Source organism: Kocuria sp. CH-021 (genome assembly GCF_049716185.1).
Taxonomy (GTDB): Bacteria; Actinomycetota; Actinomycetes; order Actinomycetales; family Micrococcaceae; genus Kocuria; species Kocuria cellulosilytica.
Genome location: NZ_JBNAFK010000003.1, coordinates 41,123 through 57,718, shown reverse-complemented (window position 1 = coordinate 57,718; position 16,596 = coordinate 41,123). Strand labels below are relative to the sequence as shown.

The following is a 16,596-nucleotide window of genomic DNA, read 5'->3' as shown; positions in this document are numbered from 1 at the left end:
CCCGGAAAGGACCCTCCCGTGGCCCCCTACCGCAACCAGCGCGCCGCCGCGCTGCCCGCCCGTCTGTCCCGCTCGTGGCTGCTGACGTCGGCCGCGGACCCCTCCGTCTTCCCGGGGGCGCTCGCGTCCGAGGCGGACTCCGTCGTGTTCGACATCGAGGACGCCATCCCCGCCGAGGGCAAGGAGGAGGCGCGCCGCAACGTCGTCGAGGCCTTCGAGGCCGGCGCCAGCGCCTGGGTGCGGATCAACGACATCACGACCCCCTACTGGGAGCAGGACCTCGCCGCCCTCAGCCGGGTCGGCCACCTGCGCGGGATCATGCTGGCCAAGACCGAGCACCCCGACCACATCACCAAGACGGCGATGATGGCCCCGGCCGGCACCCCGGTCGTGGCGCTGATCGAGTCGGCCGTGGGGATCATGAACGCCAACGACATCGCGCGCGCCCCCGGCGTGTTCCGGCTCGCCTTCGGCGTCGGCGACTTCCGCCGGGACACCGGGGTCAGCGCCGATCCCATGGCGCTGGCGTTCGCGCGCTCGAGCCTCGTGGTGGCCTCCCGCGTGGGGGAGCTGCCCGGCCCCATCGACGGGCCGACCCTGGGCGCCTCGGCGGAGGGGCTCGCCGAGGCGTGCGCCGTGACGCAGTCCATGGGCATGACGGGCAAGCTCTGCCTCGATCCGGAGCAGACGGACGGGATCAACCGCAACCTCGCCCCGAGCGAGCAGGAGATCACCTGGGCGCGCGAGCTCATCACCCAGCACGACTCCGGGCACGTGGTGGGCGACGGCAGCTACCTGCCGCGCCTGGCCCGGGCCCGCAAGGTCTCCGAGCTGGCGCAGACCTACGGGCTCTGGAACCGCTGAGCGCCCCGGGCGCCGCCCTCAGCGCAGCCAGCCGGCCATGAGCTCGCGGAAGGCGGGGTCCGTGAGCGCCGACGCCCGGTGGTGCGCGCGCACGGGGTCCCCGTCCGGGACCGACGGCACGGCCACGACCACCAGGCCTGCCGCCACGGCCGAGGCCGCGCCCACCACGGAGTCCTCCACGGCCAGCGCCTCGCCCGGCGCGAAGCCCAGCCTCCGCACGGCCTCGGCGTAGATGTCCGGGGCGGGCTTGCCGCGGGGCACGTCCTCGGAGGAGACCCACGTGCTGAGGTGCGGGGCGAAGCCGGCCTGCTCCAGCTTCACGCCGAGGATGGTGCTCGTGGAGTTGCTGGCCACGGCCACCGGCAGCCGCTCGGCGAACGCGCGCACCGTCTCGAGCGCCCCCGGCAGGGGGACGATGTGTCCGGTCAGCGTCTCCTCCTCGGTGCGCAGCACGTCGGCGTGGACCGACGCCCGGTCGGCCCCGGCGGCATCGGCGATCGAGGCGGCGACGTCCGCCGCGGACCAGCCCATCATCCGCCGCTGCATCGCCTCGGTGAACTCCAGCCCGCAGCGCTCGGCGACGGCGCGCTGGACCCGGGCCCAGTTCGCCTCCGTGTCCATGAGGATGCCGTCGCAGTCGAAGACCACGCACGCCGGGGCCCACCCAGGGGCGGGAGCGGTCAGCTCGCCGGAGGGCGTGGGCAGCGACGGCGTGGGGGCGGGAGAAGACGTCATGCTCCCATGGTGCCCCACCGTGCGGTGCCCGGGGCGGGGGTGTGAGGAGGGCAACGCCCGCGGGGCACGCGGAATAAGGAGCCCGGCCCGGGCCGTTGCCGCCACCGAACCCCTTCGTGCCCTCCGACGGAAGAAGTCCGACCCGTGTCCGCCACGCCCCGCGTCCCCCTGTCCGCGCTCGACCTCGTGCCCCTCTCGGAGGGGCGCTCCACCGCGGACGCCCTCCGCGAGGCGGTGGAGCTCGCCCGCCGGCTCGACGCGTCCGGCTACCGGCGCCTGTGGTACGCCGAGCACCACAACACGGAGGCGTTCGCGTCCTCCGCCACGGCGGTGCTCATCGGCCAGGCGCTCGCCGCCACGGACCGCCTCCGCGTGGGCTCCGGCGGGATCATGCTGCCCAACCACGTGCCGCTGACCGTGGCCGAGGCCTTCGGCACGCTCGCCAACCTCCATCCCGGCCGCGTGGAGCTCGGCCTGGGCCGGGCCCCCGGGACCGACATGCGCACGGCCCTCGAGCTGCGGCGGGGCCACGCCGGCCACGACACCTTCGAGGCCGACGTGCGCCGCCTGGTGCGCCTGTTCGGCGGCCAGGAGCAGGAGGTCGTCCGGGCGTCCGTGGCCCGGGGCACGGACGTCCCCCTGTGGATCCTCGGCTCCTCGACGGGCGGCGCCGAGGTCGCCGCCCGGCTCGGCCTGCCCTACGCGTTCGCCTCCCACTTCGCCCCGGCCATGATCATGGACGCCATCGCCCTGTACCGGCAGCGCTTCGACGCGAGCGCCCCGACCGCCACGGTCGAGCGCCCGCACGTGATGGTCGCGGCGAACGTCCTCGCCGCCGACACCGACGAGGAGGCGCGGCGCCAGTTCACCACCCACCAGCTGCTGGTGCGCGGGATCGCCCGCAACGACCGCCGCCCGCTCCAGCCGCCGGTCGAGCGCGTCGAGCTCAGCGCCGCGGAGGCCGGCATGGTGCAGGAGCACCTCGCCGTCTCGGCGGTCGGCACGCCCGAGCGGGTGGTCGCCGACCTCGAGCAGATCGTCGAGCTCACCCGGGCCGACGAGCTGATGCTCAACAGCTACGCCCACGACCCCGAGGTGCGCGCCCGGTCCTACGAGCTCGTCGCCCACGCCTGGTGAGCGCACCCGCCGGGGCCCGCCCGCCCCGGCCGCACGGCCCCGGCCGGGCGAGCCCCGGGCTGCACGACCCTCGGACCGGGCGGCCTCCGGACCGCACGACCCCCGAACCGAGACCTTCCCACCACGACAGGAGCACCGCATGACCACCGTCCCCGCCCTCGAGGCCGTCTCCGCCGACTCCGGCTTCCGGCCCACCACGATCGAGCGCCGCCCGGTCGGCCCCCAGGACGTCGCGATCGAGATCCACTACGCCGGCATCTGCCACTCCGACATCCACACCGCACGCGACGAGTGGGGCGGCACGCACTTCCCCGTCACCCCGGGGCACGAGATCGTCGGCCGCGTCAGCGCCGTCGGCGAGGCCGTGACCGGCTTCGCGCCCGGCGACACGGTGGGCGTGGGCTGCTTCGTCGACTCCTGCGGCCGGTGCGAGCAGTGCACCGAGGGCCAGGAGCAGTTCTGCACCGAGGGCGTGACGGCCACCTACAACACGCCGCAGGCCGACGGCACCGCCACCCGGGGCGGCTACAGCGGCGCGATCGTGGTCGACGAGCGCTTCGTGCTGCGCGTCCCCGAGGCCCTCGATCCCGCCCGGGCCGCCCCGCTGCTGTGCGCCGGGATCACCACCTACGCCCCGTTCAAGCGCTGGGGCGCCGGGCCCGGGCGGCGGGTCGCCGTCCTGGGCATGGGCGGGCTGGGCCACGTCGCCGTGAAGATCGCCGCCGCCATGGGCGCCGAGGTCACCGTGCTGAGCCAGAGCCTGTCGAAGCAGGAGGACGGCCTGGCGTTCGGCGCGACCGACTACTGGGCCACGAAGGACCCCGAGACCTTCGAGCGCAACAAGGGCCGCTTCGACCTGATCCTCAACACGGTCTCCGCGGACCTGCCCATCGAGAAGTACCTCTCCCTGCTGCGGGTCGACGGCGTGCTGTGCTCCGTGGGGCTGCCCACCGAGCCGTACAGCGTGCGGGCCATGGCTCTCGCCGCACGCCAGCGCGTGCTCACGGGCTCGATGGTCGGCGGGATCCCGCAGACCCAGGAGATGCTCGACTTCTGCGCGGAGCACGGCGTGGAGTCCGAGATCGAGCTGATCGGCGCCGAGGACGTCGACGCCGCCTACGACCGGGTGGTCGCCTCGGACGTGCGGTACCGCTTCGTGATCGACGTCGCCCGCACCCTGGCGTAGCCGCACGGACCGTCAGCACCCTGCGGCTCGGGCCGCGCGGATGGATAGAGTGGGGGCCATGGCCGACACCACCACCACCGACGGCGCGCTGCGCCGGCTCGCCGAGGCCTACCGGGTCTCCACGACCTACTCCGGGTTCGACGGACAGGAGCGGGAGGTCCCGGAGCCGACGCTGCGCGCCGTGCTCGACGCGCTGGGCGCCGACGCCGGCGACGACGCCGCGATCGAGGCGTGCCTCGCCCAGCGGGAGCTGGCGCCCTGGCGGCGGGTGCTGCCGCCCGTGGTCGTCGCCGTCGCGGGGGAGCGCACCCGCTTCACGGCGCACGTCCCGCACGGCGCCACGGTGCGCGTGAGCCTCGTGGCGGAGGACGGCGCACGGACCACGGCCCCGCAGGTCGACAACTGGCGCTCCCCGCGGGACGTGGACGGCGTCCTCACCGGGCAGGCCACCTTCGAGGTGCCCGAGAGCCTCGCCGTGGGCTGGTACGAGGTCCTCGCCGAGTGCCCCGAGGTCGACGACGGGCGCCCGGTCACGACGCCGCTGGCCGTGACCCCGCGGCACCTGGCCAGCACCGACCGGCTGCACGGGCGGCACCGCTGGGGCTACATGGCGCAGATCTACTCGGTGACCTCCGGGCGGTCGTGGGGCGTGGGCGACGTCTCGGACCTCGCGAGCCTCGCCGCGATCTCGGGGGAGCAGGGGGCGGACTACCTGCTGGTCAACCCGCTGCACGCCGCCGAGCCCGCCCCGCCGGTGGAGCCCTCGCCGTACCTGCCGACCAGCCGCCGCTTCTTCAACCCCCTCTACCTGCGCATCGCGGAGGTCCCCGAGTACGCCTACCTGCGCCCGGCCGACCTCGAGGTGGTCAACACGCTGGCCGCGATCCAACGCAAGGAGAACCTCGACACCAGCACCATCGACCGGGACAAGGCGTACGCGGCCAAGCTGAAGAGCCTCGAGCTGCTGTTCACCGTCCGCCGCTCCCCGCACCGCCAGCAGCAGCTGCGCCGGTTCGTGGCCGAGGGCGGGCAGGGCCTGCAGGACTTCGGGCTCTGGTGCGCGCTGCGCGAGGAGCTCGGCGAGGACGCCCCCGAGTGGGACGACGTCGCCGCGGGCCCGGACGCCCCGTACGCGGTCGAGGCGCGGACCCGGCTGTCCCGCAGGATCGACTTCCACGTGTGGATGCAGTGGCTGCTGGACGAGCAGCTCGAGGCCGCCCAGCGCGCGGCGCACCTGGCCGGGATGGACATCGGCGTGATCCACGACCTCGCCGTGGGCGTGCACAAGCAGGGCGCCGACGCGTGGACGCTGCAGGACGTGCTGGCCTCCGGCGTCAGCGTGGGTGCGCCCGCGGACATGTACAACCAGAAGGGCCAGAACTGGTCCCAGCCCCCGTGGCACCCCGAACGCCTGGCCGAGGCCGGCTACCTGCCCTGGCGGGACATGCTGCGCACGATCTTCCGGCACGCCGGCGGCATCCGGGTGGACCACGTCCTGGGCCTGTTCCGGCTGTGGTGGATCCCGGACGGCCAGGAGGCCTCGGAGGGCGCCTACGTCTACTACGACCACGAGGCGATGGTCGGCATCCTCGCTCTCGAGGCCGAGCTCGCCGGGGCCGTGGTGGTCGGCGAGGACCTCGGCACCCTCGAGCCGTGGGTGCGCGAGTACCTCGCGGAGCGCGGCGTGCTGGGGACGTCGATCCTGTGGTTCGAGGTGGACGGCGACGAGCCGCTCCCGCCGGCGCGGTACCGGGAGCTGAGCATGGCCTCGGTCAGCACGCACGACTTCCCGCCCACCGCGGGCTTCCTGCAGGGCGTGCAGGTGGACGTGCGCCAGGAGCTCGGCCTCCTGGCGCGGCCCGTCGAGGAGGAGCGGGCGGAGGCCCGCCGTCAGCTGGACACGTTCTTCGCGGCCGTCGCCGCGGACGGGCTGCTCCCCGACGGGGACGCCACGGACGAGCAGGGCCGGGTCGAGGCGCTGCACCGCTATCTCGCCCAGTCCCCGGCCCTGCTGTTCAACGTCTCCCTCGTGGACGCCGTCGGCGAGCGCCGGATGCAGAACCAGCCGGGCACGAACGACGAGTACCCCAACTGGCGCGTCCCCCTGGCCGACCACGCGGGCAACCCGGTGCTGATCGAGCAGCTGCCGGACAACGCCCGGGCGAACTCCCTGGTGCGCGCGGTCAACGAGGCGCTCGGCAACCGGTCCCGCTTCCGGCCGGTCGGGGAGCCCGAGCAGCCGCAGCACACCGACCGCACGGCGCCCTGACCGGGCCGCGCACCCTGCCCACGTCCCCGAACGGAGAGCACCCCGCATGACGGATCCGACGACGCCCCGCCCGGCCGCCGTGCCGCTCGCCCCGCCCGTCCGCTACGTGGCCCTCGGCGACTCCATGACCGAGGGCGTGGGCGACCCCGACCCCGCGCGCCCCAACGGGGTGCGCGGCTGGGCCGACCTCGTGGCCGAGCAGCTGACCGCCGCCCACCCGGACACCCGCTACGCGAACCTCGCGGTGCGGGGACGGCTGCTCCGCGGGATCGTGGCCGAGCAGCTGGAGCCGTGCCTGGCCCTGGAGCCGACCCTGGTGAGCCTCTACGCCGGGGGCAACGACCTGCTGCGCCCGCGGGCGGACGTGGACGCCCTCATGGAGGTCTACGAGCCTGCGGTCGCCCGGCTGCGGGCCTCCGGCGCCCAGGTGGTGCTGTTCACGGCCTTCGACCCCGGCCGGGACGCCCCCACGTCCTGGACCCGCCCCCGGCAGGCGCTCTACAACGAGCACGTCCGGGAGATCGCGGACCGGCACGGGTGCCTGGTCCTCGACTACTGGCGGATGCGCGTCCTGCAGGACTGGCGCTACTGGGCGGTGGACCGGCTGCACATGTCGACCGCGGGGCACACCCGCGTGGCCGCCGGGATGCTCGAGCTGCTGGGCGTGGAGCACGCCCTGGAGCTGCCGCCCACGGAGCGGCTGCCCGTCACCGCGAGCCCGGGCGTGCTGAAGGAGGACCTGCACTGGGCCCGCGAGTACCTCCTGCCCTGGCTCGCGCGGCGGGTCCGCGGCACCTCCTCCGGGGACACGGTCGCCGCACGCCACCCCGGGTACACCACGCTGCACCCGCGTCCGGTGCTCCCCGCCGGTCCCGCGCCCCGCGACGGGGCGTCGGCCCCCGTCCGGCGCGGCTGAACGGGCCGTCCCCCGGTTTGCGGGGGTCGGGCGAGCCGGTAGACTGACCCGAAGCTGGTCACACCTGACGTCAGGTTGCGGGGAAGTCCGTCCGGGCCTAGACTTCAAGGCTGTCGTGTGGTGGAGTCCACCTTCCGGCACCTTGATCTTCACCGTCTTCATCGTGGCGAGGCCTTCGCCGGTTCCGGCCGCGGGCCTTACGAGAGGGCCCGGTTGGCGAACGGTGGCAATTCTGAAGGTGGCGGGACGCCCGTTGCCGCAGCTGAGTGATCATCTGCGGCACCCACTGCGTGCCGTCATTTCGTCAACATTGGAGGAGAACACTATGGCAGCGCACTGCCAGGTGACCGGAGCTCAGCCGGGCTTTGGGCACAGCATTTCGCACTCGCACCGCCGTACCAAGCGCCGGTTCGACCCGAACATCCAGAAGAAGCGCTACTGGGTGCCTTCGCTGCGCCGCAGCGTGACGCTCAACGTCAGCGCCAAGGGCATCAAGGTCATCGACGCCCGCGGCATCGACGCCGTCGTGACCGACATGATCGCACGTGGGGAGAAGATCTAGCATGGCCAAGGACAAGGACGTTCGTCCCATCATCAAGCTGAAGTCCACCGCCGGCACCGGTTTCACCTACGTGACCCGCAAGAACCGCCGCAACGACCCGGACCGCATGGTGCTCAAGAAGTACGACCCGGTCGTCCGCAAGCACGTCGATTTCCGCGAGGAGCGCTGAATCCATGGCCAAGAAGTCCAAGATCGCCAAGAACGAGCAGCGCAAGGTCGTCGTCGAGCGCTACGCCGCGAAGCGTGCCGAGCTGAAGAAGACCCTCGTCGACGAGAACGCCACCGACGAGGCCCGCGAGGAGGCCCGCCTGGGCCTGCAGAAGCTGCCCCGCGACGCCTCCCCGGTCCGGCTGCGCAACCGCGACCAGATCGACGGCCGCCCCCGCGGCACCCTCCAGAAGTTCGGCATCTCCCGCGTCCGTTTCCGCGACATGGCTCACCGCGGCGAACTGCCCGGCATCTCCAAGTCCAGCTGGTAATTTCTGACGCAGGAGCGCGATCGGTCCCCCGTGCCGCGCTTCCCCACGACCCCAAGTCCAGGAGGACATGAACATGGCTAAGAACCGCAGTGAACTCGTCGCAGAGGTCGCCGAGAAGGCCGGGACCACCAACGCCGCCGTCAACGGCGTCCTGGACGCGATGTTCCAGGTCTTCGAGGAGTCCGTCTCCGCCGGTGAGAAGATCACCATCCCGGGCTGGCTGGCCGTCGAGCGCACCGACCGTGCCGCCCGCACGGGCCGCAACCCGCAGACCGGCGAGACCATCGAGATCCCGGCCGGCCACGGCGTCAAGCTGACCGCTGGTTCCAAGCTCAAGGCGGCCGTGTCCAAGAAGTAAGGACACCCGCGGGTCCGATCCGGACCTCGTCCCACGGCTTCGTCCGAAGGGGCGGCCCCCGCACGGGGGCCGCCCCTTCGGCGTGTCCGGGGTCCTGCGCGGGGCACGTCGCGCTCCCGGTCGCGCGATTGGTCCGGCGCCGGGGCGCGCGCGCATAATGGGGGCACCGGCCCGAGCGGCCGGCGACGAGACGGGAGGTGGAGGCGTGAGCCCACGTGCACGGCGCCTCGCCCGAGGCTGGGCCGGAGCGTCCGTGGCCACCTCCGCCGCCGTGCTCTCCCACGCGGCCGCCGGCGGGCAGGCCCCGCCCGCGGTGCTCGTGCTCCTGTCCCTGGCCCTGTCCGGGCCGCTGTGCATGGCGCTGGCCGGCCGGGTGCTCTCCCGGTCCTCCCTGCTGCTGGGCGTGCTGCTCAGCCAGTCCGTCCTGCACACCCTGTTCGCGGCCTCCGGCGGCGTCAGCACGGTGGCCCACGCCGCCCAGCACTCCGCGCACCACGGGGGCGCCGCCGGCTCGCCCGGGGCCGGCCCCGCCCTGGTGCTGGAGGTCCAGTCCCACGCCGAGCACGGCGGGGCCGTCATGGTCGTCGCCCACGTGCTGGCCGCACTGGCCGCCTACGTGCTCATGCGCCACGGCGAGGTCGCGGCCGTGGTCCTGCTGGAGGCGCTCCGACTGCGGGTGCGCCGCCTGCGGCAGGCCCTGACGGCTCCCGTGGTCGTCGCCCGGCCGCGCGCCGTGCGGGCGGGGCGCCCGCACGTGCTGACCGACCAGTCGCTGCTGCGCCCGGTGCGCTCCCACCGCGGGCCGCCGCGCGCCCGCCGTCGCCCCCTGCTGCCGGTCCTCCTCCCGGGACCCGCCGCGCTGCCCGCCGGCTGAGCCGGCCGGCCGCGGGGCGCCGCCCGGGCCACGGGCCGCGGCGGGACGTCCGACGGCCCCCGCGCGCCGCCCGGCCGTCCCGGCCCGGCGGTCCCGGCCCACCGCCGCCCGGCCCTCGAGGAGATCCCATGCCCACGCCCACCACCCGACGCACCGCGGCCCTGCTCGCCGCGGGCGCTCTCACCGCACTGACCGTCCTGCCCGCCTCCGCGCACGACGAGCTCACCGCCGTCTCGCCCGAGCCCGGCTCCGTGCTCGCCACCGCGCCGGAGGAGCTCGAGCTCACCTTCTCCGGGGAGGTCATGGACATCGGCCACCAGGTCCTGGTCACCGACTCGGAGGGGCGCTCCGTGACGGACGGCCCGCTCGAGCCGGAGGGCAACCGGGTGGTCCAGCCGCTGGCCGGGTCGGGGACGGAGGACGAGACCTACCGCGTGGTCTGGCGCGTCGTCTCCAGCGACGGGCACCCCATCGAGGGGACCTTCAGCTACGACGTCGGCTCGGGCGACGAGCCCACGGCGGGCCCGAGCGCCCCGGCGGAGGACCCCGCCCAGCGCGCCGAGGACGCCACGGACCGTGCCACGTCCGGGGACGTCCCGCTGTGGGTCGTCGCCGTCGGCGGCGGGGCCGTGGCCCTCGGGGTGCTCGGCCTGGTGAGCCTCGTCTCCCGCCGGCGCCGCAGGGGCTGAACCGTCCGGGAACCGCCCCGGGTCCCCACCGTCCGATCCGCCGGCCGCCGCCGGGCCTCCGCTGCGCCCCGCGGCCGCCGCGGCACACCCTTCTCTTCCCGCACTGCCAGGAGCAACCATGCCCATCTCCATGCCCATCGCCGTGCCCGGCACCGTGCCCACCGCACTGCTGCGCACCACCACCGTCCTCGCCCTCGGCGCCGTCGCGCTCACGGGGTGCGCGTCCCCGGCCCCGGAGGCCGCCCCCGCCACCGCGGCGGCGTCCGCCTCCGGCGGCCCGTCCCCGCACGACGCCGGGGACACCGCCGCGCCCGGGCCGCTCACCGTGGAGCGGGCCTGGGCGAAGGCGAACCCCGCCGGAGCCATGACCGGGGTCTTCGGCACCCTCGTCAACGAGGGCGACGACCCGGTCGTGCTCACCGGCGCGGCCGCCGAGAGGATCGCCGGGGCGGTCGAGCTGCACGAGACCGTGCTCGACCCCGACACCGGCAGCACCGTCATGCAGCGGATGCAGGACCCGGTCGCCATCGACGCGGGCGCGTCCTACGCCCTGGAGCCCGGGGCGGACCACCTCATGCTCCTGGACCTGCGGTGCGACCTCCGCGCCGGGGACGAGCTCGAGCTCGTCCTGCGCTTCGAGGACGGGACGGAGCAGACGGTCACGGCGGCCGTCCGCGACTACGCCGGCGCGCAGGAGGAGTACGACCCGGCGGCCGGCGACCGGGAGAGCCAGGACGACGGCCACGGCGATGACCACGGCGAGGACCACGCGTCCGGGGACGGCACGGGGCCGTCCGCCGGCGCCACGGCCGGCGCGGAACCGGCGGGCTGCCGTGGGTGAGGCCCGTGGCATGAACCGGCGGCGCATGCTCGTGGCGGGCGGCGCCGCCGGCGTGGGCGCCGCCTCGGCCCTGGGCCTGGAGTCGGCCCGCCGCGCCGGGGCCCTCGCCCCGGCGCCGCAGGAGGCGCCCGGGCCGGCGCAGCGAGGGCACGGGCAGGCCACGGAGCCCTTCCACGGCGCCCGGCAGGCCGGGGTGGCCACCGCGCCGCAGGCCTTCGCCGCGTTCGTGGCGCTGGACCTGCACCGGGACACCTCCCGGGACGCGGTGCGGCGCCTGCTGCGGGTGCTCTCCGAGGACGCCGCCGCCCTGACCCGGGGCCGGGCGCCGGTCGCCGACCAGGAGCCGTGGCTCGCCGCGAACCCGGCGCGGCTCACGGTCACCCTCGGCTTCGGGGCGCGGCTGCTCGGGCTGGTCGCCCCGGACCGCGCGCCGGCCTGGCTGCGGCCCCTGCCGGCGTTCTCGATCGACCGGCTCGAGGAGCGCTGGAGCGGCGGCGACCTGCTGCTGCAGATCTGCGCCGACGACAGGCTCACCGTCTCGCACGCCCAGCGGGTGCTCCTCAAGGCCTCCCGCTCCTTCGCCGCCGTGCGCTGGGTGCAGCACGGGTTCCGGCACACCGCGGGCTCGGTCCCCGACGGGCAGAGCATGCGCAACCTCTTCGGCCAGGTGGACGGCACCGTCAACCCCCGGGGCGGCGCCGAGGAGTACGAGCGGGTGGTCCACGGCCACGGCGGCTTCACGCCGTGGATCCAGGACGGCACGGCCCTGGTCGTCCGCCGGATCGCCATGGACCTGGACGCCTGGGACGAGGCGGACACCCCGGCCCGGGAGGACGCCGTGGGCCGGCGCCTGCGCGACGGCGCCCCGCTGACCGGCGGTGCCGAGCACGACGAGCCCGACCTCGCCGCACGGGGACCCCTGGGCTTCCCCGTCATCGCGGACTACGCCCACGTGCGCCGCTCCCGCTCGGAGGACCCGCTGGAGCGGATCCACCGGCGGGTCTACAACTACGACCTGCCCGTCGCGGACGCCTCGGGCGCGCGGCCCCGGGGCGCGAGCGCCGGAGGCATCAGCGACGCGGGCATGGTCTTCGCGGCGTACTGCGCGGACGTGGACCGCCAGTTCGTCCCGATCCAGCGCCGGCTCGACGAGCTCGACATGCTCAACGCCTGGACCACGCCGATCGGCTCGGCGGTCTTCGCCGTGCCCCCGGGCTGCGCCGAGGGCGGGTTCGTGGGGGACGTGCTGTTCGAGGACTGAGGCCCGTCCGTGTGGGCTCCGGCACACGCGCACGGGCCGGCGCGCGCGGAGGGGGACAATGGAGAGGTGCCGCTCCGTCGTCGTGGGGCGGATGAAGGAGACTGACCATGAGTTCGAGGACGGCCGAGCGCGCCGACCACGGCACCGCCGCCCGGGCGGGCGGCCGGGGGATCGACCCCTGGTGGCTCGCGGTCGTGCCCGTCGTGGCCCTCACGGCGCTCGTCCTGGCGATGCTGTGGACCGGGTCCGGCGCGGCCCGGCTCGCGGCCGACCCCGGGGCGCTGGTCCGCTGGGGGCTGCCCGCCGCCGAGCTCGTGCACAACAGCGCGCTCGTGGTGGTCATGGGCGCCCTGCTGTTCGCGGTGGGGATCGTGCCCCCCACCCGGGACGGGCGCCGCCGGGGCGGCCGGGACCGGGCACCGGCACCGGAGCACCCGCTCTTCGGCGCCACCGTGCGCCTCGCCGAGGCCGCGGCCGTGGTCTGGACCGTGGCCGCGGTGGCCGTGCTCGTCCTGTCCTACTCCGACGTCGCGGGCGTGCCCGTGGGCGGGGACGGGACCTACACCCAGCAGCTGCTGCACTACGCCACGGACATCCCCACGGGGCAGGCGCAGGCGGCGATCGTCGTGGTCGCCGCCGTCGTGACCACCCTGGTCTTCGGGGTCCGGGCGCTGCTCGGGCTGCTGCTGACTCTCGCCCTGTCCTGCGCCGCCCTCGTGGCGATGGCCCTCAACGGGCACTCCGCCGGCGGCAACGACCACATGGGCGCCGTCAACTCCCTGGGCCTGCACCTGCTGGGCGCGGGGCTGTGGACGGGAGGCCTCGTGGTGCTCGCCTGGCTCTCCCCGCAGCTGAGCGCCCCGGACGCCGGCACCGGGACGCTGCCCGAGGGCGCCGCCCGGGGCCGCGCGCCGGCCGGGGCGCGGAACCGCGTGCCGATCGCCGCGGTGGTGCTGCGCCGGTTCTCCGCGGTGGCCCTCGGCGCCTTCCTCCTCGTGCTGCTCTCCGGCACGGTCAACGCCGCGGTGCGCATCGGCTCCTGGGACCAGCTCTTCAGCGGCTACGGAGGGCTCGTGCTCGTCAAGGCCGTCCTGACGCTGGGGCTGGGCCTCGCCGGCCTCGCCCACCGCCGCTGGCTGGTCCCCGCGCTCGAGGCCGGCCGGCTCACGGCCCGCCGCGCGGTGTGGCAGCTGGTGCTGGGGGAGCTGCTGGTGATGGGCGCCGTCATGGGCGTCGCGGTGGCCCTGTCCCGGACGGCCCCGCCGGTGCCCGAGGAACTGGCCCCGGACGCCTCCCCGGCGCTGATCCTCACCTGGTACGAGCTGCCGCCCGAGCCCACCGCGGCGTCCTGGTTCACCACGTGGCGCATCGACTGGCTGTGGCTCGCGGTCTGCGTGTTCCTCGCGGCCGTCTACCTGTGGGCGTTCGTGCGCGTGCGCCGGCGCCGGGACTCGTGGTCCGTGCTGCGCACCCTCTCGTGGCTCACCGGGCTCGGGGTGCTGTTCTACATCACCTCGGGCGGCTTCGCCGTCTACGGCCGGGTCCTGTTCTCCGCGCACATGGTCGAGCACATGACCCTGACCATGGTGGTGCCGATCTTCCTGGTCCTGGGCTCGCCGGTCACCCTGCTGCTCAAGGCCCTGGAGTCCCGCCCGGACGGCACCCGCGGGCCCCGCGAGTGGATCCTGCGGCTCGTGCACTCCGGGTTCGGCAAGGTCGTGACCCACCCGATCTTCGCCGCCGTGAACTTCGCCGGCTCCATCGTGGTCTTCTACTTCACCCCGCTGTTCCACTTCACGCTGCACTACCACGTGGGGCACGTGTTCATGGTGGTGCACTTCCTGATCACCGGGTACCTGTTCATGCTCGTGCTGATCGGCACGGACCCCATCCCGCACCGCCCCGGCCACATGATGCGGCTGGTCCTGCTGCTGGCCACGATGGTCTACCACGCCTTCGTGGGGGTGGCCCTGATGGGCTCCGACACGCTGCTGCAGGCCTCCTGGTTCGGCAACACCGGCCGGGACTGGGGGCGCACCGCGATCGAGGACCAGCAGCTCGGCGGGGCCCTCATGTGGGGGATCGGCGAGTTCCCCACCGTCGTCGTCGCCGTCGTCGTCGCGATCATGTGGGCGATCGAGGGCACGAAGGAGAACCGCCGTGCGGACCGCAGGGCCGACCGCACGGACGACGCCGAGCTCAAGGCCTACAACGAGATGATGGCCGGGCTCGCGGAGCGGGACGACCACGCCCGGCGCTGAACCCCGTCCGTCCAGCCTCGCCCGTCCCGGCCCTGCCCCGTCCCCGTCCCGTCCCCGTCCCGTCCTGTTCCGTTCCGAAAGGATCCCCACCCGTGCGCCTCACCTCCCGCGTCCGCGCCTCCGAGCTGCAGGGCCGTGCCTGGCTCAACACCGGGGGAAAGGACCTCGACCTGGCCGCGCTGCGCGGCAAGGTCGTGGTCCTGGACTTCTGGTCCTTCTGCTGCATCAACTGCCTGCACGTGCTCGACGAGCTGCGCCCCCTCGAGGAGCGCTTCTCCGACGTCCTCGTCACGGTGGGCGTGCACTCCCCGAAGTTCGAGCACGAGGCGGACCCGGACGCGCTCGCGGCCGCGGTGGACCGCTACGAGGTCCACCACCCCGTGCTCGACGACCCCGAGCTGACCACGTGGGACGCCTACACGGCCCGCGCGTGGCCCACGCTCGTGGTCGTGGACCCGGAGGGCTACATCGTGGCGCACCTCTCGGGGGAGGGCCACGTCCAGGGGCTGGTCTCCCTCGTGGAGGAGCTCGTGGCCGAGCACGAGGCCCGGGGCACCCTGCACCGCGGCGACGGGCCGTACGTGCCGCGGCCCGCGCCCGAGGGCGACCTCCGGTTCCCGGGCAAGGTGCTGCCGCTGCCGGACGGCTCGTTCCTCGTCTCCGACACGGGCCACCACCGTCTCGTCCAGCTCGACAACGACCTCGAGACCGTCCGGCGGGTGATCGGCGCAGGGAAGGGCCACGCGGACGGGGACCCGGGGACCGCGCGCTTCACCGAGCCCCAGGGGCTCACGCTGCTGCCCGAGGAGGTGCGCGCGGCGGCCGGCTACGACGTGGTCGTGGCCGACTCGGTCAACCACCGGCTCCGCGGTGTGGAGCTCGCGACCGGGCAGGTGCGCACGGTGGCCGGCAACGGGGTGCAGCGGCTGCTCGACGAGGAGCGCGCCCGCGGGGCGGAGCCGAACCACATCGACCCCGGCGCCGATCCGCTGGACGTGGCGCTCTCCTCCCCGTGGGACGTCGTGTGGTCCGCCCGGGCCGACCTGCTCGTGGTGGCGATGGCCGGGACCCACCAGCTGTTCTCGTTCGACCCGCGGACCGGGCGGCTCGCCGTGCTCGCCGGCACCGGGGACGAGGGGCTCAAGGACGGGTCCTCCGCCGAGGCGTGGTTCGCGCAGTCCTCGGGGCTCGCGGAGGACTCCGCGGGCAACGTGTGGGTCGCGGACTCGGAGACATCGGCCCTGCGCGTCCTCCGGTTCGACGACGACGGGGCCGTCACCGTCGAGACCGCCGTGGGTGAGGGGCTGTTCGACTTCGGCTTCCGCGACGGCGACGCCGGCCAGGCGCGCCTGCAGCACTGCCTCGGCGTGGCCCAGCTGCCCGACGGGTCGGTGGCCGTGGCGGACACCTACAACGGCGCCGTGCGCCACTACGACCCCCGGACCGGTCAGGTGGCCACCCTGGCCCGCGGCCTGGCCGAGCCCTCCGACGTGCTGCTGGACGTCTCGGGGAAGGAGCCGCTGCTCGTCGTCGTCGAGGCCAACGCCCACCGCCTGGTGCGCGTGCCGATCCCGGCGGCCGCCCAGCGCATCGACGAGGGAGCGTCGCGGACCCAGCGCGCGCGCACGAAGCTCGCCCCGGGCGCGCTCGGGATCGAGGTGCGCTTCGCGGCGCCGTCCGGGCAGAAGCTCGACGACCGGTGGGGCGATCCCACCCAGCTCAAGATCTCGTCCTCGCCCGAGGACGCGCTCGTCGAGGGCGCGGGCACGGCGCAGGGCCTGCGCCGGCAGCTCGTGCTGGCGGAGGGCGTCACCGAGGGCGTCCTGCACATCACCGCGCGCGCCGCGGCGTGCGACGGCGAGCCGGGCGGGGAGATCCCGGACCACGCGGCGTGCCACCTCTACCAGCAGGACTGGGGCATCCCCTTCGTGCTGGACGCCGCGGGGGAGACCGAGCTGGTCCTGGACCTGCGCGGGGTCAACTGAGCGGTGTCAGTGCTGCGGCGTCGGCGGAGCGGGGACCGGCCGCGCAGGACCGGTGGAGCAGTGCCGGCCGAGGCCGGATCGATGGCGCAGGGCCGACGGAGTGGGGGACGGGCTGTCGGGGCCGGTCGCGCAGGGCCGGCGGAGCGGGGACGGCCTTGTCGGAGCGGGGACGGCCTGTC

At 74.9% G+C, this 16,596-nt stretch carries 16 protein-coding genes; 15 read left to right on the top strand and 1 reads right to left on the bottom strand.

Annotated features, from left to right (window positions below; translation table 11 throughout):
* The first annotated feature begins 18 nt into the window (after window positions 1–18).
* Window positions 19–864 (top strand): HpcH/HpaI aldolase/citrate lyase family protein, encoded by an 846-nt coding sequence (locus tag ACPYN7_RS02770; protein WP_058873838.1) that lies wholly within the window; start codon window positions 19–21, stop codon window positions 862–864.
* 18 nt (window positions 865–882) lie between these two features.
* Here the strand turns inward: ACPYN7_RS02770 and ACPYN7_RS02765 are convergent, their stop codons facing one another.
* Window positions 883–1,599, bottom strand: a complete 717-nt coding sequence (locus ACPYN7_RS02765) for an HAD family hydrolase (RefSeq protein WP_058873837.1) — start codon at window positions 1,597–1,599, stop codon at window positions 883–885.
* A gap of 144 nt (window positions 1,600–1,743) precedes the next feature.
* Between ACPYN7_RS02765 and ACPYN7_RS02760 the strand changes: the two genes are divergently transcribed.
* The 14 genes from ACPYN7_RS02760 (at window position 1,744) to ACPYN7_RS02695 (ending at window position 16,417) form a co-directional block, all read left to right on the top strand.
* On the top strand, window positions 1,744–2,736 hold the full coding sequence (locus tag ACPYN7_RS02760) for an LLM class flavin-dependent oxidoreductase (RefSeq protein WP_424346625.1): 993 nt from the start codon (window positions 1,744–1,746) through the stop codon (window positions 2,734–2,736).
* Window positions 2,737–2,875: 139 nt separating this feature from the next.
* Complete coding sequence (locus tag ACPYN7_RS02755) at window positions 2,876–3,922, top strand: NAD(P)-dependent alcohol dehydrogenase (RefSeq protein WP_058873835.1); 1,047 nt, start codon at window positions 2,876–2,878, stop codon at window positions 3,920–3,922.
* A 58-nt stretch (window positions 3,923–3,980) separates the two neighbouring features.
* Window positions 3,981–6,191 (top strand): 4-alpha-glucanotransferase, encoded by a 2,211-nt coding sequence (gene malQ / locus ACPYN7_RS02750; RefSeq protein ID WP_424346624.1) that lies wholly within the window; start codon window positions 3,981–3,983, stop codon window positions 6,189–6,191.
* A 46-nt stretch (window positions 6,192–6,237) separates the two neighbouring features.
* Window positions 6,238–7,107, top strand: a complete 870-nt coding sequence (locus ACPYN7_RS02745; RefSeq protein ID WP_058873833.1) for an SGNH/GDSL hydrolase family protein — start codon at window positions 6,238–6,240, stop codon at window positions 7,105–7,107.
* A gap of 325 nt (window positions 7,108–7,432) precedes the next feature.
* Window positions 7,433–7,669 carry a 50S ribosomal protein L28 gene (gene rpmB / locus ACPYN7_RS02740; RefSeq protein WP_047804470.1) on the top strand — a complete coding sequence of 79 codons (237 nt, stop codon included), beginning with the start codon at window positions 7,433–7,435 and terminating at the stop codon, window positions 7,667–7,669.
* A 1-nt stretch (window position 7,670) separates the two neighbouring features.
* Entirely contained in the window at window positions 7,671–7,838 is a 168-nt protein-coding gene (rpmG, locus tag ACPYN7_RS02735) for a 50S ribosomal protein L33 (RefSeq protein ID WP_017832642.1), read from the top strand.
* Between the two features lie 4 nt (window positions 7,839–7,842).
* The gene (gene rpsN / locus ACPYN7_RS02730) at window positions 7,843–8,148 is read left to right on the top strand and encodes a 30S ribosomal protein S14 (RefSeq protein WP_058873832.1); all 306 of its coding nucleotides are present in this window, start codon (window positions 7,843–7,845) and stop codon (window positions 8,146–8,148) included.
* A gap of 73 nt (window positions 8,149–8,221) precedes the next feature.
* Entirely contained in the window at window positions 8,222–8,506 is a 285-nt protein-coding gene (locus ACPYN7_RS02725; protein WP_031282576.1) for an HU family DNA-binding protein, read from the top strand.
* A gap of 205 nt (window positions 8,507–8,711) precedes the next feature.
* On the top strand, window positions 8,712–9,380 hold the full coding sequence (locus ACPYN7_RS02720) for a hypothetical protein (protein WP_424346623.1): 669 nt from the start codon (window positions 8,712–8,714) through the stop codon (window positions 9,378–9,380).
* Window positions 9,381–9,508: 128 nt separating this feature from the next.
* Window positions 9,509–10,069, top strand: a complete 561-nt coding sequence (locus ACPYN7_RS02715; RefSeq protein WP_058873831.1) for a copper resistance CopC family protein — start codon at window positions 9,509–9,511, stop codon at window positions 10,067–10,069.
* Window positions 10,070–10,187: 118 nt separating this feature from the next.
* Entirely contained in the window at window positions 10,188–10,910 is a 723-nt protein-coding gene (locus ACPYN7_RS02710; protein ID WP_424346622.1) for a copper chaperone PCu(A)C, read from the top strand.
* Between the two features lie 10 nt (window positions 10,911–10,920).
* Window positions 10,921–12,171 (top strand): Dyp-type peroxidase, encoded by a 1,251-nt coding sequence (locus ACPYN7_RS02705; RefSeq protein WP_424346621.1) that lies wholly within the window; start codon window positions 10,921–10,923, stop codon window positions 12,169–12,171.
* 107 nt (window positions 12,172–12,278) lie between these two features.
* The gene (locus ACPYN7_RS02700) at window positions 12,279–14,432 is read left to right on the top strand and encodes a cytochrome c oxidase assembly protein (protein ID WP_424346620.1); all 2,154 of its coding nucleotides are present in this window, start codon (window positions 12,279–12,281) and stop codon (window positions 14,430–14,432) included.
* Window positions 14,433–14,524: 92 nt separating this feature from the next.
* Window positions 14,525–16,417, top strand: coding sequence for an NHL domain-containing thioredoxin family protein (locus ACPYN7_RS02695; protein ID WP_424346619.1), 1,893 nt, complete (start codon window positions 14,525–14,527; stop codon window positions 16,415–16,417).
* Window positions 16,418–16,596: the final 179 nt, after the last annotated feature.